12 protein-coding genes are annotated in these 18,286 nt (G+C 55.4%); 11 read left to right on the forward strand and 1 reads right to left on the reverse strand.

What is annotated here, in order from left to right; translation table 11 throughout:
• Window positions 1-95 precede the first annotated feature (95 nt).
• From ACFFK0_RS05945 to ACFFK0_RS05995, 11 genes are all read left to right on the forward strand, one after another.
• The gene (locus ACFFK0_RS05945) at window positions 96-1,412 is read left to right on the forward strand and encodes an ABC transporter substrate-binding protein (protein ID WP_377469050.1); all 1,317 of its coding nucleotides are present in this window, start codon (window positions 96-98) and stop codon (window positions 1,410-1,412) included.
• 251 nt (window positions 1,413-1,663) lie between these two features.
• Window positions 1,664-2,998 carry an ABC transporter substrate-binding protein gene (locus tag ACFFK0_RS05950; RefSeq protein WP_377469052.1) on the forward strand — a complete coding sequence of 445 codons (1,335 nt, stop codon included), beginning with the start codon at window positions 1,664-1,666 and terminating at the stop codon, window positions 2,996-2,998.
• Between the two features lie 206 nt (window positions 2,999-3,204).
• Complete coding sequence (locus ACFFK0_RS05955; RefSeq protein WP_377469053.1) at window positions 3,205-4,107, forward strand: carbohydrate ABC transporter permease; 903 nt, start codon at window positions 3,205-3,207, stop codon at window positions 4,105-4,107.
• A 1-nt stretch (window position 4,108) separates the two neighbouring features.
• Window positions 4,109-4,945 (forward strand): carbohydrate ABC transporter permease, encoded by an 837-nt coding sequence (locus tag ACFFK0_RS05960; protein ID WP_377469054.1) that lies wholly within the window; start codon window positions 4,109-4,111, stop codon window positions 4,943-4,945.
• A gap of 29 nt (window positions 4,946-4,974) precedes the next feature.
• Window positions 4,975-6,018 carry a glycoside hydrolase family 88/105 protein gene (locus ACFFK0_RS05965; protein WP_377469055.1) on the forward strand — a complete coding sequence of 348 codons (1,044 nt, stop codon included), beginning with the start codon at window positions 4,975-4,977 and terminating at the stop codon, window positions 6,016-6,018.
• Between the two features lie 748 nt (window positions 6,019-6,766).
• On the forward strand, window positions 6,767-7,735 hold the full coding sequence (locus tag ACFFK0_RS05970) for an ABC transporter permease (RefSeq protein ID WP_377469057.1): 969 nt from the start codon (window positions 6,767-6,769) through the stop codon (window positions 7,733-7,735).
• Window positions 7,736-7,750: 15 nt separating this feature from the next.
• Window positions 7,751-8,635: a carbohydrate ABC transporter permease gene (locus tag ACFFK0_RS05975; RefSeq protein WP_377469058.1), complete on the forward strand. Its 885-nt coding sequence runs from the start codon at window positions 7,751-7,753 to the stop codon at window positions 8,633-8,635.
• A gap of 55 nt (window positions 8,636-8,690) precedes the next feature.
• Window positions 8,691-10,268 (forward strand): extracellular solute-binding protein, encoded by a 1,578-nt coding sequence (locus ACFFK0_RS05980; RefSeq protein WP_377469059.1) that lies wholly within the window; start codon window positions 8,691-8,693, stop codon window positions 10,266-10,268.
• 135 nt (window positions 10,269-10,403) lie between these two features.
• Window positions 10,404-12,770 carry a helix-turn-helix domain-containing protein gene (locus tag ACFFK0_RS05985; protein WP_377469060.1) on the forward strand — a complete coding sequence of 789 codons (2,367 nt, stop codon included), beginning with the start codon at window positions 10,404-10,406 and terminating at the stop codon, window positions 12,768-12,770.
• 41 nt (window positions 12,771-12,811) lie between these two features.
• The gene (locus ACFFK0_RS05990; protein WP_377469061.1) at window positions 12,812-15,421 is read left to right on the forward strand and encodes an exo-rhamnogalacturonan lyase family protein; all 2,610 of its coding nucleotides are present in this window, start codon (window positions 12,812-12,814) and stop codon (window positions 15,419-15,421) included.
• Between the two features lie 2 nt (window positions 15,422-15,423).
• Window positions 15,424-16,113: a DUF1961 family protein gene (locus ACFFK0_RS05995; protein WP_377469165.1), complete on the forward strand. Its 690-nt coding sequence runs from the start codon at window positions 15,424-15,426 to the stop codon at window positions 16,111-16,113.
• A 56-nt stretch (window positions 16,114-16,169) separates the two neighbouring features.
• Here ACFFK0_RS05995 and ACFFK0_RS06000 read toward each other — a convergent pair whose 3' ends face one another.
• Window positions 16,170-18,158 carry a beta-galactosidase YesZ gene (locus tag ACFFK0_RS06000; protein ID WP_377469063.1) on the reverse strand — a complete coding sequence of 663 codons (1,989 nt, stop codon included), beginning with the start codon at window positions 18,156-18,158 and terminating at the stop codon, window positions 16,170-16,172.
• Window positions 18,159-18,286: the final 128 nt, after the last annotated feature.

The following is an 18,286-nucleotide window of genomic DNA, read 5'->3' on the forward strand; positions in this document are numbered from 1 at the left end:
ACATTTGCATCTGGTTTTTGCCTTCATCTTTATCTAGAAGAGCAGCATAATAGAATTGTAGATTAGCTCTTTATAGAGACAGGGGAGGAAACCAAGTGAAAAAAGTCATGTTTACCGTTCTTTCGGCAGCGTTGCTGCTGTCCGCTTGCGGCGGAGGAGCGGGCAATGGATCCAGTTCGAATACCGGCGGGGCGGCTGCTCCTGCTGCGGACGGCAAGAAAGAGCCTGTAACGATTCGTGTCGCCTGGTGGGGCGGACAAGCCCGCCATGACTATACGCTGAAGGTCATTGAGCTTTATCAGCAAAAGCACCCGAATGTGAAGATCGAAAGCGAGTACGCGGCGTTCGACGACTACTGGAAGAAGCTTGCGCCGCAAGCGGCTGCCAACGGTTTGCCTGACGTGTTCCAGATGGACATTTCGTATTTGAGCCAGTACGGCGGCAGAGGCCAGCTGGAGGATCTGGAGCCGTATACGAAGAACGGTACGATCAATGTTGCGGATATTAGCGAAAACAACTTGTCCGGCGGTAAAGTGGGCGGCAAGCTCGTGGCAATGAACGTCGGCTCCAACGCGCTGCAGGTTACCTACGACCCGCAAATGCTGAAGGATGCCGGTATCACGCTGAAGCAGGATTGGACGTTCGCCGATTGGGACGCGATTGGCGCCCAGCTGAAGGCGAAAGGAAAATTGCTGGCGTCGGATCTGCGTCATGACGTATACTTCCCGTACTACCTGAGAACCCAAGGCCAAAAGATGTATGCTGAAGACGGCGCTTCTCTCGGATATGCCGATGACAAGCCGTTTGTCGAGTTCTATACGATGTATAAGAAATGGTACGACGGCGGCTACCTGCTTCCGCTGGAAAAGCAAGCGCAGAAGAAAGGGACTCCGGAAGAGGACGAGGTTGCTCTCGGCAATGCGCTGACATCGAACGGCTGGTCGAACCAGTTCCTGCTCGTGAATACGGCAGCGAAGCGTCCGCTGGAAATCGCACCGGTTCCGAACTGGAATCAGAACAAGGCGCTGTTCCTGAAGCCGAGCATGTACCTCTCGATCGCCAAGTCGTCCAAGGTGAAGGAAGAAGCGGCGAAGTTCATCGACTTCTTCGTTAACGATATCGAAGCTAACAAGATTATTAAAGGCGAGCGCGGCGTTCCGGTATCGTCCAAAGTGAAGGAAGCGCTGATGCCGGATCTGACGCCGGAGCAGAAGAAAGTCTTCGAATACGTTGCTTGGGCTGAGAAGAACAGCTCGCAGATGGATCCGCCAAGCCCGGTCGGCGCAGTTGAGGTCGATAAGCTGCTTAAGGATACCGTCGAGCAAATTATTTACAAGAAGCTGACGGTTGAAGAAGGCGCGGCGAAGTTCCGTAAAGACGCGAACGCGATTCTGGCTAAAAATAAAAAGTAATAACAGCAGGCTACCGCCTTTACTGTGATCTTATGCACCCCACAGCATCATTGGTGAACCCGTTCGGGTGACCCGGCGAGGCTGCGGGGTGCATGTTTTTGCGGGTGCCGCCAAACGGACTTGCGAAAAAACACTGATTTTTCATTATTGAAATCGGATTTTTTAATTCCTTTTTCGACAAAGATAAAGGATAATAAGCTCATGAAAGCGCTTTAACAAATGGGTTATGAACTTAGGGAGGTTATACAGAGATGAGAAAAAAGGCAATGGCAACAATGCTTTCGGCTGTCGTGCTGCTCTCGGCATGCGGCACAGGCGGAAGCACTGGCTCGAGTGGAAGCGCTACCAGTTCCGGCACGGCTCCGGCCCCTGCAGCGGGCGAGACTGCGAAGAAAGAGCCGGTTACCCTTCGTGTAGCATGGTGGGGCGGCCAAGCGCGCCATGATTACACACTGAAGGTTATTGAGCTGTATCAGAAGAAAAATCCGCACGTCAAAATTGAAAGCGAATACGCGGCATTCGACGACTACTGGAAGAAGCTTGCGCCGCAGGCGGCGGCTAACGGATTGCCTGACGTGTTCCAAATGGACATTTCGTACTTGTCCCAATACGGCGGCAGAGGCCAGCTGGAGGACCTGGAGCCGTATACGAAGAAAGGTACGATCAACGTAGCGGATATTAGCGAAAACAACTTGTCCGGCGGCAAGGTGGACGGCAAGCTGGTCGCGATGAATATCGGCTCCAATGCGCTGACGGCAACGGTCGATCCGCAAATGCTGAAGGATGCCGGCGTGACGCTGAAGCAGGATTGGACATTCGCCGATCTGGAGGCGCTCGGCGCTCAAGCGAAGGCGAAGGGCAAGCTGCTGACTTCGGATCTGCGTCATGATGTATTCTTCCCGTATTATCTGAGATCGGTAGGCCAAAAGATGTACTCCGCAGACGGTACTTCGCTCGGGTATGCGGATGATAAGCCGTTTATCGATTTCTACACGATGTATAAGAAAATTTACGACGCCGGCTACCTGCTCCCGCTTGATAAGCTCGCGCAGAAGAAAGGCACGCCGGAGGAAGACGAAGTTGCTCTGGGCAATGCTTTCGCAACGTTTGCCTGGTCCAACCAGTTCATCGCTTTCAATACGGCGGCGAAGAGAACGCTGGAGATGCAGCCGATTCCGAGCTGGAGCCAGAACAAGGCGCTGTTCCTGAAGCCGAGCATGTTCCTTTCGGTTGCCAAGTCGTCCAAGGTGAAGGAAGAAGCGGCGAAGTTCATCGACTTCTTCGTCAACGATATCGAGGCTAACAAGATTATTAAAGGCGAGCGCGGCGTTCCGGTATCGTCCAAAGTGAAGGAAGCGCTGATGCCGGAATTGACGCCGGAGCAGAAGAAAGTGTTCGAGTACGTCGCTTGGGCTGAGAAGAACAGCTCGCCGATGGATCCTCCGAACCCGGTCGGCGCCGTCGAAGTCGACAAGCTCCTGAAGGATATCGCAGAACAAATTGCGTACAAGAAGCTGACGGTCGAAGAAGGCGCGGCGAAGTTCCGCAAGGACGCGAACGCGATTCTGGCCAAAAATAAAAAGTAAATGAACATTGCCGCACCCTCTGGAGCCTTCGTAACCGTGCTTCGGAGGGTGTTTTGTGTACCAGGCATAACCATTGTACAGATGCAGAATCTTGTCGACAAACCTCGGCTATTTAAACAAAATGAACGGTTTTTTGCCTTCAGGCTTGCTTCTCTGTTCTCTATAATGAAATCATAACAGATTAATGCATAGGGGTTGAACCAGATATGAATAAGCTCATTAATAACGACAATACAGTCGGGTATGTATTCGCCGCACCGTTCATCCTCGGCTTCTTGATCTTTACCTTGTATCCGATTTTCTCGTCGCTGTATTACTCGTTTACGGACTACAATTTGTTTGAAGCGCCGAGAATGATCGGGTTCGACAACTATGAGAAAATGTTCACGGCCGACGATAAGTTCTGGAAGTCGCTGCAAGTTACGTTCACGTACGTGTTCGCCAGCGTTCCGTTCCGCCTGATGTTTGCGCTGGCGGTAGCGATGCTGCTGAACAAAGCCATTTCCGGCATTGGCTTGTACCGTTCGTCGTACTACTTGCCGTCGCTGATCGGCGGCAGCGTAGCGGTCTCCATTATGTGGACGCAAGTGTTCGGCGATAAAGGCTTGCTCAACTCGGCTCTCGCCCTGATCGGCATCAACTCGACGACCTCTTGGATCGGCAGCCCGTCCACGGCGCTATGGACACTGATCGCTTTGTCGGTATGGCAGTTCGGCTCCTCGATGCTGATTTTCCTGGCCGGTCTCAAGAACATCCCTCAGTCCTACTATGAAGCGGCAAGCGTGGACGGTGCAGGCCGGGTGAGACAGTTCTTCAACATTACGCTTCCGCTGCTGAGTCCGATTATCCTGTTTAACTTGATTATGCAGACGATTTCCGCGTTCATGACGTTTACGCCTGCTTACATCATCTCCCGCGGCGAAGGCGGGCCGCTGGACAATACGCTGCTTTACTCGCTGTACTTGTACCGCAGAGCGTTCCAGTTCTACGAAATGGGTTATGCATCGGCAATGGCCTGGGTTATGCTCATTCTGATCGGCATTATCGCACTGATCTTGTTCCAGACGTCCAAGCTGTGGGTTCACTACGAATCGAAAGGAGATCGCTAATATGTCCAGATCCGTAAAATCTTTTTCCTATCATTTGCTGGTCGGCGGTCTCGCGCTGCTCATGATTTACCCGATCCTTTGGCTGATCGCCAGCTCGCTTAAGCCTAACAGTGAAATCTTCACAACAGCATACAGCTTAATCCCGAGCCGAATCGCCTGGGAAAACTATGTAAGCGGCTGGAAAGGCTTCGCCGGCAACTCGTTTGGGATCTTCTTCAAGAACTCGTTCATTATCGTAATCATCTCCACCATCGGTGCTGTTGCTTCGTCGGCGCTTGTCGCCTATGCGTTCGCCCGCATCCCGTTCATCGGCAAAGGCCTTTGGTTCGCGATGATGATGATGACGATGATGCTGCCGCACGACGTAACGATCATTCCTCAATACGTCATGTTCACGAAGCTGGGCTGGCTGTCTACATTCAAGCCGGTCATCGTACCGCAGTTTTTCGCCGTACCGTTCTTTATCTTCCTGATGATGCAGTTCATCCGGACGATTCCGATGGAGCTGGACGAGGCAGCGAAGATGGACGGCTGCAGCAAGTACGGTATCTTCTTTAAGGTTATCGTTCCGCTGATTACACCGGCGCTCATTACATCGACGATCTTTTCGTTCTACTGGAGATGGGAAGATTTCATTAACCCGCTGCTGTACCTGAACAAGCCGGAGCTGTACCCGGTATCGCTGGCCCTGAAGCTGTTCCTTGACGGCGAGTCGCTGAACAACTGGGGCGGTATGTTCGCGATGGCGACAGCGTCGCTCGTGCCGATCTTCATCGTGTTCTTTATCTTCCAGCGCTACATCGTTGAGGGGATCAGCACATCCGGTTTGAAAGGGTAACGTACATGCGAGAGGAGCAAGAGGAAGACATGCCTAAATTGGTATTTGACGACGAACAACTGATTTCGACGATAGATCGAGTAGTGGACCGTACGTTCCGCATGGATTTCAGCTGGGATTGGCCGGGGGGCGTAGCGTTCTACGGCGTCAGCGAGGCTTACGCGGCTACCGGTAAGGAGCAGTATTTGCACAAGCTGAAGGAATGGGTCGACGACAATATGGAGGACGGCCTGCCGAAGCTTTCGGTCAACGCCGTCTCCATCGGTCACGCGCTGCTGACGCTGTATGAAGTATACAAGGACGAAAAATATTTGGACACCGTCAAGGAAATGGCGGAGTTTTTGACGCATGAAGCCGAGCGGTTTGGAGACGGAATTTTCCAGCACACGGTGAATTCGGAGGCGTACAACTTCCCCGAGCAAGCTTGGGTCGACACGATGTTCATGGCCGGATATTTCTTGCTCCGCGTAGGTACGCTGCTCGGCAGAAACGATTATATCGAGGACGGTCTGCGGCAGTATCACGGGCATGAAAATCTGCTGCAGGATTCCGTAACGAACTTGTACTATCACGGCTGGGACAATATCGCCCAGAACAATATGTCCGCCATCCACTGGGCGCGCGGCAATTCGTGGGCGGCGCTCACGATGGCGCGGGCGCTCGATCTCGTCCCGGTGACGCATCCGTCGTTCATGCTCATTGACGGCTCGCTCCGCGATCAGCTGAGCGCTCTGGTCCGCCTGCAGGACGAATCGGGCCTGTGGCATACGATCGTCGACGATCCGACGTCGCCGCTCGAAACGTCCGGTTCGGCCGGGATCGCAACAGCGCTGCTGACGAGAGGCCGGTTGTACAACAAGTATATCCAGAAGTCCATCGACGGTATTCTGGCCCGTATTACGGCGGACGGTACCGTAACCGGCGTGTCCGCAGGCACAGCGGTGATGAACGATGCGGACGGCTACAAGGGCGTACCGGACAAGCGCATCCAAGGCTGGGGTCAGGGCCTCACGCTGACGTTCCTGGCGCAAGTGCTGAAGTCGCGGAGCAATTCGTTCGGCAACGGCTGTTAAGAAGGAAATATTCGTACTCGAAGCTACGCTGCCAATGGTAACATTGGCGGCTTTTTTTCATTTTGGTGATGTTAATTCCGGCAAGCAATAGGACCGTTCTGGCCGTTATAAGCTTCCGCTTCGCGGTGCACTGTACAGTGATCATTAAATCTTCGAAGGGGGTTACAGTTTATGGAAAAATCAATCGAACATGAAGCCTTTATCGGGAACGAATATCGAATAGAAGGCTGATTTTGGCAGGGGTGCTGCATATTAGAGCCCTCATATTCCGTTATTTTTGCTTCTTGGAGACATTTGGCATAAATAATAACGCCGTGAAAGTCGCTTAAGCAAGCGGAGGAAGGCAGCAGTTGCAGAAAAGAGAAGCCGGCAGTTACCGAAAAAATCCAGCCGTACCCGCAGCGGAGTAAACAAGCGATTTATCCCAGTATATCAATCACCGTTGAAGTACTTTGTCGGGCTGTCTGGTCGCCAACGAGGCTGTGGAGCTGCATTTCGAAAATCGCCGCAGCTGGGAATCAACATGGCATGCCGCTGGAGCTTCGTACGCAGCCGGTCCGACCTGAGCAGCAGTTTACTAGAACTGTTTTGAACGGGTTTGCACTTTATTGATCAGTTGCGCTCCGAGTCAATTTGTAAGGGGTTTCAAAAATATCTGATTTGCGGAAAGCCGGGGAGCACACATAATAAAAACTGCGCCGCTAGCGAGTCGACCCAACTAAAAACAATCTTTTGGAGGTGGAGGAGAATGAAGCAGACTGCCGTTTCCGGCGAAAACCGCAGCCAGGCCCTTGGAGCCGCCGTACTGCCCGGAGCAAGCATTCGCGCACGATTGCTGAAAGATAAATGGGTGTATCTGCTTTTAGCTCCGGGCCTGCTTTATTTTATTATTTTCAAATATGTGCCGATGTGGGGCGTCATGCTCGCATTCCAAAATTATTCGCCGTTTCTCGGCTTTTGGAAAAGCGAATGGGTCGGTTTGGAGCATTTCCGCGTATTTTTTACGAATCCCGAGTTTACGATGCTCTTGCGCAACACGCTGCTGCTTTCGTTTTACAATCTGCTCTTCTACTTTCCGGCGCCGATTATTTTGGCTCTGCTGTTAAACGAAGTCAGGCTGTCGCTGTATAAGCGAACGATTCAAACGCTGATTTACATCCCGCACTTTATTTCGATGGTCATCGTGGCCTCCTTGACGTACGTGTTTCTGACGACGGAAGGCGGACTGATCAACGAGATGCTCCAGAAGTATCTGGGGTTCAAGATCAATTTTCTCGGCAGTCCGGAATGGTTCCGTCCGATGATTATTTTGCAGACAATTTGGAAGGAATGCGGCTTCGGCACGATCATCTTCCTGGCGGCGCTGGCCGGGGTCGATACGGAGCAGTACGAGGCGGCCATTATGGACGGAGCGAACCGTTGGAAGCAGCTGTGGCACATTACGCTGCCGTCGATCCGCAGCACGATTATCATTTTGCTTATTTTGCGGATGGGGGACGTCCTCGATAACGGCTTTGAGCAAATTTATTTGCTGCTGAATCCGCTGAACCGGGAAAACGCCGAAGTGTTCGATACGTATGTGTACATGTTGGGCATTACACAGGGGGCGTTCAGCTACAGTACGGCTGTCGGGCTGTTCAAAGCGGTCGTCGGCGTCATTCTGGTGCTTGGTGCGAATAAGCTGGCGAAGAAGTTCGGCCACGAAGGTATTTATTAAGAAGGAGGGGTATCGATGTCTAAACGGTACAGAAGCGTATCGGGGACGATCTTCGACGCGGCGAACTATGTGTTTCTAGGCGTCGTGGGCATTGTGTCCGTGCTGCCGTTCCTATACGTAATCGCCGGCTCCTTCGCATCGGATGCGGAGCTGACGCAGCGCTCATTTTTCCTGATTCCACAGTCCTTTACGCTATCCGCTTACGAATTTATATTCTCGACGAATACGATTATCAATAGCATTTGGGTATCGCTGTATGTTACGGTCGTAGGTACGCTGTTCAATCTGTTCTTTACGGTAACGATGGCTTATGCGCTTTCCAAGCGCGGGCTGATGGGACGAAATTTCGTCCTGAATATGGTCATCTTCTCGATGCTGTTCGGGGGCGGGCTCATTCCTACGTATTTAGTCGTGCGGGAGCTCGGTATGCTGGATACGTATTGGGCGCTCATCATTCCGGGCGCAATCAGCGCGTTCAACCTGATTATCGTTAAAAACTTCTTCCAGGAGCTCCCGCCGGAGCTGGAGGAAGCAGCCAAAATCGACGGCTGCACCGAGCTGGGTCTGCTGTGGAAAATCGTTCTGCCGCTGTCGATGCCGGTGTTGGCGACGTTTACGCTATTTTACGCTGTCGGCCACTGGAACAATTTCTTCTCGGCGCTGCTCTACATCAACGATCCGTCGAAGTGGCCGCTGCAGGTTATGCTCAGACAGATCGTGCTGCTGTCACAGGCTGCCGCGGGCGACATGTCCTCGATGGACCCGGCGTTCGTCAAGCCGCCGGAGCAGTCGATCAAGATGGCGGTCATCTTGGTAGGCACCATTCCGATTTTGCTCGTCTATCCGTTCCTGCAAAAGCATTTTGCCAAAGGGGTCTTAATCGGCTCTGTCAAAGGGTAAACGGATTGCGATATATGCATTCATCCATTCATTCAAAAAGGGGAGGCAAGTCAACATGAAAAAAATGCTAACCAAATGGGTATCCGTCACGGTAATCGGGGTCGTATCGGTCACGTCGCTGGCAGCCTGCAGCGGCGGCAATAGTGCAGGCACGCCCGCCGCTGCGCCGTCGCAAGGCGGGACGGCTCAGCCGGCACAAGCCGAGAAGCCGCTTGACCTGACGATCATGCTGCCGATCTTTAAGACCAACTACCCGAAGGACGACGGCCCGGTTACAACGGAAATCGAGAAGAAGACGAATACGAATATTCATTTCGAATGGGTGCCGAATGCTTCATATACGGATAAATTCAACATTACGCTCGCTTCCGGCAAGCTGCCGCACATTCTTTACGTAGGCGACGTGAAAAATCCGAGCTTCGTCAATGCCGCCAAATCGGGAGCGTTCTGGGATATCGGCCCGTTCATCAAGGATTATCCGTCGCTCAGCCAAGCCAACCCGGTCATTATGAATAACTCGTCCATCGACGGGAAGAACTACGGCATCTATCGCGGGCGCGCACTGGGGCGAAACGGCATCAACTACCGCAAAGATTGGCTGGAAGCGGTAGGCCTGCAGGAGCCGAAGACGATCGATGACTTCTATAATATGCTGAAAGCGTTTAAGGAGAAAGATCCGGATAAGAACGGCAAGAACGATACGTACGGCATGGTGCTGGTCAAATGGACCGGTCAATGGGCGAGCGGCTTCGATACGATCAAGCTCTGGTTCGGAGCACCGAACAAATGGGGCGTAGTAGACGGCAAGCTGGTGCCGGAGCATCAGACGCCGGAATATTTGGAAGCGCTCAAGTTCATGAAGAAGCTGTATGACGAGAAGCTGATCAATCAGGATTTTGCCGTATACGATTCGGCGAAGTGGAACGATCCGGTCGTTAACGGCCAGGCCGGGGTTATCGTCGACGTAACCGACAACGCGGCACGTCTGGACGATAAAATTCATCAGCTGCTCGCCAAAGACGGTAAAGATCAACCGAATGTACACTTTGTCAGCAACATGATCGGCGTTACCGGCAAAAATGGGCTAAAGGCGCTTCCTACATCGGGCTTCGCCGGTATGCTCGCGATTCCGAAATCGACGGTGAAGACGGAAGCGGAGCTGAAGCGCGTGCTGAAATTCCTGGATCAAATGAATGAACCTGAACTGCAAACGCTCGCCGGATACGGTATCGAAGGCAAGCACTATACAAAAAACGGCGATGCTGTCGTGCCAAGCAAGGATACGGTTCTGCTCGAGTCCGAGGTGGAAGGGCTGAATCAGATGCTGCCGTACATTCCGGAGGACCGCGGCCTGAAGGTGAAGCAGACGCCGCTGCGCCAGCAGACGGCCAAGATTCAGAAGGAAGCGGAGCAGTATATCGTCGCCAACCCTGCGGAGCCGTTCATCTCCACCGTATATTCGCAGAAGGGACAGCAGCTGGACAATATTATCAACGATGCCCGCATCAAGTTTATTGTCGGCCAGATCGACGAAGCCGCCCTTCTGGCAGCGTTCGAAACGTGGAAAAAGTCCGGCGGGGACGATCTGGTGAAGGAGATGAACACGCTGTACGCAGCGTCGGGAAAGAAGTAATTGCCGCTTGATCGGATGTGTCGGAATCGTACCGGATAAAGTCGGAAGATTACACTTCCGCCCGGCTCCCCCGCATGATAAACTGGTGATTACAGCCTTCGCTGGATCAGTTGTAGAAACGGGGGAGGACGACACATGTTCGCACCAATCGTGAACGTACTGAATCGATGCCGCAAAGGGTTGTTGAACGGAAGCAAGGGTGCCTACGGCGGCAGCGCCAAGGGACGCTTCTACAGAATGAGCTTGGTCATGTTTTTCATCGTTTCCGGTGTTCCGGGACTTATTACGGGTGCGCTGCTGTACGGATTTGCCGGAGGGCGTGTAGAGAGCGAGCTGCTGCAGCTGCATTACCGGCAAATCGAGCAGCGTTCCCGCCATATCGACGATCAATTCAGCAATCTGGAGATGCTGCTGTCCCACTGGGCTTTCGATACGAAGTTCGACTACAGCTTGAACGGTCTCGATTTTGTCCGACGTTTCGACATCGCCGCGGACATGACGAAGACGCTGATTGCCATGGAAGGCTCCAATTCGCTGGTCAAGCGGGCGGAGCTGTATGTAGAGGGCAAACAGCCGGTACTGTTTCATCCGGAATATCTTGCGCTCGACGAACATACGGCAGCTTCCGTATATGAGCCGCTCGTCCGCGACCGCAATATCGCGTACTGGAAGCAGATGGCGTTCGATCCCGCATATCCGGAAAGAAAAGATTTGACCTTGGTGCATCATATTCCGGGAAGCAGTATGGAGCCGTTCGGTGTCCTGCTGTTCCGGTTCGATTCCGATAAAATTGCTAATTTGCTAAATACGATGATGCCGTACAGCGACGGGGAATCCTTCCTGCTGCAAAATACGGGGGATTTGTTCGTTTCTGCGTCGGGAAGCGCTTCCAACTCACCGCTTGTCCAAGCGCTGCGGGACAAGATCCAGGCGCTGGGGGCGCCGAAGGGATCGTTTTTCTACGATTGGAACGGACTTACTTACACTGTCTCTTACGGACAGCTGTCGCGCATTGCGGCGGACTGGACGTATGTGTCGGCATCTCCGATCACGAATATTACGTCACCGGTCATCCAATTATCGAAGCTGATCATCGCCATCAGCCTGATTGCGCTGCTGCTTGCCGCGTTCCTCTCATGGCTGGCTTCGCGGCGCATCTACTCGCCGGTAGGCCGTCTCGTCACGATGTTCGGGCAAGCAACCGGCGTGGACGGAAAGGAAGATGAGTTCGCGCTCATCGAGACGCAGTGGCAAAGGCTGCACAAAGAAAGCCACGAGCTCAGCCATAAGCTTGCGGAGCAGCTGCCTCACGTTAGGGACGGCTTCCTCCACCGGCTGCTGCACGGGTACTTATATTCCTATACGGAAGAAGACCTGCAGCGGCGAATGGATAGGTTTAACTGGGACGTGAAGGGGCGGCACTATGTTGTGCTGTTCGTTCAGCTGGTCGGGATCGCCAGCCCGGAGGGGAAGTTCCGGGACGGCGATGAAGGACTCGTCACGTTCGCTGCGGTGAATATGATGGAGGAGCTCGCTTCGCAGCATTTTGAGCAGTGCGGAACGATCAATTTCCACGACTTGACGGCGGGACTGCTGCTGATGGTGCCGGAAGACCGATCTTATGCGGAGGCGGTTCGGGCCTTCTACGACGAATTGGCCGTGTCCGTCAATCGAATTTTAAAGATGCGGGTGACGATGGCGGTCAGCCGTCCGTCGGCCCGGCTTACGGATGTGCCTCTCGCCTTCGAACGAACGAAGCAGGCGGTCGCTTACCGGACGGTTGCCAGCAGCAATCAGCTGATCGATATGGAGACGGTGCCGATCGAGGAGGAAACGGCGGTGCAGCTGCAGTATCCGTTCGCGCTGGAACGGGAGCTCGTACAAGCGCTGCGGCTCGGCTCGGCCGAAGAGGCTTCGAAGCTGCTGGATTTGTTTATGGAGGCGCTGTGCGGCGAAGGAGCGAAGGAATTCGACGTGCAGCAAGGGATGCTTCAGCTGTTCGGATCCGTCCAGCATGCGATACTCGTATCCGGCATTCACCCGAACCGGCTGTTCAAAGGGACGAACCCGTATGAACAGCTGTCCCAGCTCCGTGAGCCGCAGCTGATGTTGGAATGGTTTCGGGAGAAAGTCTTCACTCCTTATACGGCCGAGCTGGCCGGCCGCTCGGATGCGCAGGTCAAGCGCATGATCGAGCAGGCGATGCTGTACATTCAGGAGCATTATGCTTTGGACCTGTCCCTTGAGCAATGTGCCGAGCATGTCGGTATGAATCCGTTTTATTTGAGCAAATCGTTTAAGCAGGTTACAGGGAAAAATTTCATTGACTATTTGACGGAGCTGCGAATGGAGAAGGCGAAGGAGTTGCTGCGCGAGTCGGAGCTGAAGATTCAAGATGTAGCCGAAAGGGTCGGCTATCAGCACAGTTATTTTAACCGCATCTTCAAGAAGCTGGAAGGCATGACGCCGTCCCGCTACCGTGAACTGAGCAGAGACGGCTAAGCTTGGCTTGTGCGAACGATCGATAGGAGATGAGAATGGACATGGTAACGAATACGGGGATTCGGCTGCGCTGGCTTCAAGAGCATTCGGGAAGGCCGATCCCGCCGAATGAGGCGCACCTTTCGACGAAGGCGGGAGTCACTTGGGGCATCCCGTGGCGGGAGGGCGAGCTTAGCCGCGGGGAGCCGCTGCGCCTGACCGGTGCGGACGGCGAAACCAGCTGGCCGATGCAAAGCTGGCCGACCGCTTACTGGCCGGACGGCTCGGTCAAGTGGACGGCGCACGCGGCGGCGGTGCCCCTTCATCCGGCGGACGGATTTACGGTCCGTAAAGGGGAAGGCGCAGCCGTAACACATCAGGTGACCGTAACGGAGACGGACGATTCGATCACTTTGGATACGGGCGCGATCGCCTGCACATTCGGCAAGAAGGGAAGCCGCCTGATTCGCAGCATCGTCCGGCAAGGAATGGAGGTGTGCTCCGGAGGCGAGCTTGTTTGTCTCAGGACGGAAACGAACGAAATGTCCGGGCTGCTGATCAACAAAGAAGAGCGGTTCGTCAGCCGTATTCACCGCGCTGTTGTCGAACAAAGCGGACCGCTGCGGGCTGTCGTCAAGCTGGACGGCCGGCACCGCTCCGTAGCCGGATCAAGAGAATGGCTGCCGTTCTCCGTGCGCTTCTACGTGTATGCCGGATTGGATACGGTACGGCTTGTCCACACGTTTCATTACGACGGTAATCCGCATGAAGACCATATTCGAGGCATGGGCATCCGCTTTGCGGTTCCGATGAGGGGCGAACATTACAACCGGCATGTCCGCTTCGCCGGCGACAGCGGTTATTTCAGCGAATCGCCGAAGACGCTGCATACCCGCCGTACGAAAGGCAAATACCGCGAGCTGTTCGAGCGTCAGACGCAGGGCGAAACCGTTGTCCTCGATCCGGCGGAGGACGCTTACTTCCTCGGCCTGCTGGACGATTCGGCGACATGGGACAGCTTCAAGCTTGTGCAGGATTCGTCCGAGCATTACCGGCTTTGGAAGCGGACGAAGGAAGGCTGCAGCTGGGTCAAGGTGACGGACGGGCGGCGTGCCGGAGGCCTCGGCTATGTAGGCGGGGCAGGCGGCGGTCTGGCCGCAGGACTCAAGCACTTCTGGCGAAAGCATCCTGCCGGCATGGAAGCGCAGCGGACGACCCGGGACGAAGCCGAGCTGACGGTATGGCTGTGGTCGCCGGATGCGGCGCCGATGGACCTTCGTCATTACGATACGGAGACCCATGTGGAGTCGTCCTACGAGGGGGCGGAGGAGCTGCGCGCCACGCCTTACGGCATCGCCAATACAAGCGAGCTTACGCTGTGGTGCTTGGACAAGACGCCGAGCCCGGAGCTGCTGGAGCGGATGCGGGAGGAGACCGAGAGCCCGCCGCTGCTTGTCTGCGAGCCGGCTTATTATCACCGCGCAGGAGCGTTCGGCGTATGGAGCTTGCCGGACCGCAGCAGCGAAATGAAGCGGCTGCTGGAGAGCCGCCTGGACGGGATCATTTCTTTCTATCAGGACGAGGTGGAGCAGCGCAAATGGTACGGCTTCTGGGACTATGGCGATTTCATGCACAGCTATGATCCCGTCCGGCATGTGTGGAATTACGATTTAGGCGGATGCGCTTGGCAAAATACCGAGCTGGCGCCCAACATGTGGCTGTGGATCATGTTCCTGCGCTCCGGCCGGTCGGATATATTCCGCATGGCGGAGGCGATGACCCGGCACACCAGCGAAGTGGACGTTTATCACTTCGGCGAATACGCCGGACTCGGCTCCCGCCACAACGTTGTCCATTGGGGCTGCGGTTGTAAGGAAGCGCGCATCGGAATGGCCGGTCTGCACCGTTACTATTATTATTTGACGGCGGACGAGCGGATCGGGGACATCATGGACGAGGTCAAGGATTCGGACTTCACGACGGTGTCGCTCGATCCGATGCGGTCGTATTTCCCGAAGGATGAACATCCGACGCATATTCGGGTCGGTCCGGACTGGGCCGCCTTCAGCTCGAATTGGATGACCCGCTGGGAGCGCTACGAGGATACGAGCTACCGGGACAAAATGCTGACCGGGATCGATTGCATCAAACGTGCGAAATACCGGCTCATTTCCGGTCCGACCTACGGTTACGATCCGAAGACAGGTGTGCTGACGCCGATGGGCGACGACAACTGGGGACGGCATTTGGCGATTTGTATGGGCGGGCCGCAGGTATGGTTTGAACTGGCCGGCATGCTGAAGGACCCGGAATGGGAAGAGATGCTGGCGGAGTTCGGCGTGTATTACAATCAAACGCAGGAGGAGAAGGACCGGTTGACAAAGGGGGACATCAGCACGAGCAGCTTTGAGCATCCCGTTCTCAGTGCAGGAATAATGGCATACGGGGCGTACTACAAGCAAGATGCCGCAGCCGCAAGCCAATGTTGGTCCATCCTGCTCGCCAATCCGTTCGCGAAGGTTGATCTGCAGCAGGAGGCGGCGGTTGTCACGCATGTCGATACATTGCATGAAATCGACTGGATGAATACGAATGAAGCGGCACAATGGTCGCTGAATACGATTATCGCCCTTGGGCTCATTCCAGAGGCGCTGCCGGAGAACAGGCCATGACGATGCCGCACGACGATCAGCTTATCCCGCTGCACTGGCGGCTTGTATATGACAATCCGCTCCGATCGGCGGAAGATGTTCGCGGTTTCCGCATGGAAGGGGACGGAGCCGTCTCCTTTCCGCTCGGACGGATGAGGCTGGAGAGCACCCGGGATCCGAACGAAGGTCAAAGCGCGAATCTCGTCTATTGGTGTCCGTTCGATGGTCCCGAGGATGCGGCGATCTCGTGGGAATTTTGGCCGATTCGCGAGCCGGGGCTGGCCATTCTGTTCTTCAGCGCCCGCGGCAGGGGCGGCGAGGATGTGTTCGATCCGGCTCTGGCCGCTCGCAGCGGCATCTATGACGAGTATCACCACGGGGACATCAACGCGTTTCACGTTTCGTATTTTCGCCGCAGATGGCCGGAGGAGAGGCAGTTCCATACGTGTAATTTGCGCAAGAGCTACGGCTTTCATCTGGTTGCGCAAGGTGCCGATCCGATCCCCGGCACGGCGGATGCCGCGGGTCCGTACCGCATGCTGCTGGTAAAGCAAGGCGCTTTCGTCACATTCGCCGTAAACGGCATGGTACTGTTCCGCTGGCAGGATGACGGAACGACATATGGGCCGCTGCTTGGAGGAGGCAAAATCGGCTTCCGCCAGATGGCCCCGCTCATCGCCGAGTATGCCAATTTGAAGGTGTATGCGCCTTAAAATACAAAGAGAACCGGAGGCGCTGTCCGCTGCCGCCGGTTCACTTTGTTCCACATTTAGTTATCGAAACGAATAATACGATACTCATAACGGCCGACTTCGAGGCGGCCCTGTGCAACCGCTTCGCCGCTGATGGCGTCGACGCCTTCGCGCGGAAGCGTGACGCTGCCGCCGAGCCCGTCCATGTTGACGACGACCCAGACGTCGCCCGCATCTCCGCGTCTCGGAGCGACAATCGTGCCGCGCGTAACGTCCGAACGGACGGTGACGCCGGCTTCGTCGGCGTAGTGCAGGATGAGACGATGCAGCAGCAGCTCGCCTTCGTCGCCGCTCGGCAGCGAGCCGAGCATGACGATTTTGCCGCGGCCGTGACGCTTCTCGGTAATGAACGCCGCTCCGGGCGTTAGGCCGTTCTCAATCTTGCCGACAACTTCGGCTTCCCGCGGCTCGAACACCGAGCTCCACAGGGAGAGGCGAGCGCTCACGCCGAAGGCGGTGCCTTCCGAACCGGTGTCGTCCATCGGGAATGTGTAGAGCGTCTCCACCCCGGCCAGACGATCCAGCGCCCCGAGCCCGGCGTCCGTATGGATTTTGTGCTCCTCGGTGCGTCCGCCGCTCAGCGGGCCGACGACCCAGACGCCGCCGTTCTCCACGAGCTCCAGCGCGCGCTTCGTATAGGCTTCGGAGACGAAAGGAAGGAACGGCGTGAACAGCAGCTTGTAGCCGTCCAGCTCGGTGCCTTCGGGTACGACGTCGCGGTGTAAGCCGGTATTCAAGATCCGTTCGTAGAACGAAGTGACCAGCCCGCGGTGATTCAGCGACCGGTGAGGCTCCGTCTTCAGGAACGCCTTCGCTCGGTCGGAATACGTCATGGCGACTTCCGCTTGCAGCGGCCTGGTCGACGTGATCGTCGCTTCAATCGCTTTACGGGCTTCTTCCACCTCAAGGACGTTGCGGTAGCCGACGGTAGGCTTGCCCCAGGCGCTGAGCACCGAGCCGTGCGGCTGCTCGCAGCCGGCCCGCTGCTGACGCCAGAGCCAATAACAGAACGCTTCCGCGCCGAGCGCGTACGCGGCGACGGCCTCCGCTCTTAAGAAGCCGTTCGGATGCGGCTTCGCATAGCTCTCAAGGGAAGCGGCGTGCGAAGGACTCGTTTCCATAATCCAATAATCCCGGCCGCGCTTGAAATTACGCCACAGGTCATTATTGATCAAATAGTTCGGAACGAGATCGAAGGTTGCATAAGTATCGAAGGAAGCAAAATCCAGCTCCCGGAACAGCCGTTCATTGTCGACATGGAACGCGACGGAGCTGTTGTGCGTAATCGGCGCATCCGAGTAACGGCGAATGATCGCGGCCTGCTCGTCCGAGAACTCGGCGATCTTCTCAAACGAGAACTGCTGGTACATCGTACGCAGCGACGAGTTGTGCAGGAACGGTGCGGCGCCCGGCTGCGGCACTTGATCGAAGCTGCGGTAATCTTCGCTCCAAATGTACGCGCCCCACGCTTCGTTCAGCTTCCCGATCGTGCCGTAGCGCTGCTCCAGCCATTGGTGCCACTGGCCCAAGCAAGTGCTGCACATGCATTCCGCTACGTGCGCTTTAAACTCGTTGTCGATCTGCCAGCCGATGACGCCGGGCAGACGGCCGACCGCGCGGGCGATGTGCTCGGTAATAATCGCAGCTTTCTCGCGGAATACCGGATTGTTCGTGCAGGCGTGCTGGCGGGAGCCGTGTCCCATTACCTGCCCTTGTTCATTGACGTACATCCGCTCCGGATGGCCATGCGTGAACCAAATCGGAGGCGTTGGCGTCGGCGTACACATCACAACTTCGATGCCGTTCGCATGCAGCCGGCTTATGATGTCGACGAAGAAGCTCAGATCGATCTGGCCTTCGTTCGGTTCCATGCGGGACCAGGCGAACTCCCCGATCCGGACGACGTTAATGCCGGCCTCCTTCATCAACTCGATGTCCTGCGCCAGCACTTCTTCTTCCCAAAGCTCCGGATACCAGGCGGCTCCGTGGTACAGCTTGCTGCTCATCGTTGGTCACCTTCCTAAATCATATATGTTCTACTATACATCACATCGGGCCGCGGTTGAGGCTTATTCGGCGAAACAACGGTTTTTTTAACAAATTAATCGGAAAATTGCTTGGTCGGATTGAGCGG

Source organism: Paenibacillus chartarius (assembly GCF_042432825.1).
In the GTDB taxonomy this organism is placed as follows: domain Bacteria; phylum Bacillota; class Bacilli; order Paenibacillales; family NBRC-103111; genus Gordoniibacillus; species Gordoniibacillus chartarius.

Bases quoted from the DNA above. Each gene is read 5' to 3' on its own strand.
- ACFFK0_RS05950 (WP_377469052.1), top strand. From the start codon at position 1,664: ATGAGAAAAAAGGCAATGGCAACAATGCTTTCGGCTGTCGTGCTGCTC.
- ACFFK0_RS05955 (WP_377469053.1), top strand. From the start codon at position 3,205: ATGAATAAGCTCATTAATAACGACAATACAGTCGGGTATGTATTCGCC.
- ACFFK0_RS05960 (WP_377469054.1), top strand. From the start codon at position 4,109: ATGTCCAGATCCGTAAAATCTTTTTCCTATCATTTGCTGGTCGGCGGT.
- ACFFK0_RS05965 (WP_377469055.1), top strand. From the start codon at position 4,975: ATGCCTAAATTGGTATTTGACGACGAACAACTGATTTCGACGATAGAT.
- ACFFK0_RS05970 (WP_377469057.1), top strand. From the start codon at position 6,767: ATGAAGCAGACTGCCGTTTCCGGCGAAAACCGCAGCCAGGCCCTTGGA.
- ACFFK0_RS05975 (WP_377469058.1), top strand. From the start codon at position 7,751: ATGTCTAAACGGTACAGAAGCGTATCGGGGACGATCTTCGACGCGGCG.
- ACFFK0_RS05980 (WP_377469059.1), top strand. From the start codon at position 8,691: ATGAAAAAAATGCTAACCAAATGGGTATCCGTCACGGTAATCGGGGTC.
- ACFFK0_RS05985 (WP_377469060.1), top strand. From the start codon at position 10,404: ATGTTCGCACCAATCGTGAACGTACTGAATCGATGCCGCAAAGGGTTG.
- ACFFK0_RS05990 (WP_377469061.1), top strand. From the start codon at position 12,812: ATGGTAACGAATACGGGGATTCGGCTGCGCTGGCTTCAAGAGCATTCG.
- ACFFK0_RS05995 (WP_377469165.1), top strand. From the start codon at position 15,424: ATGCCGCACGACGATCAGCTTATCCCGCTGCACTGGCGGCTTGTATAT.
- ACFFK0_RS06000 (WP_377469063.1), bottom strand. From the start codon at position 18,158: ATGAGCAGCAAGCTGTACCACGGAGCCGCCTGGTATCCGGAGCTTTGG.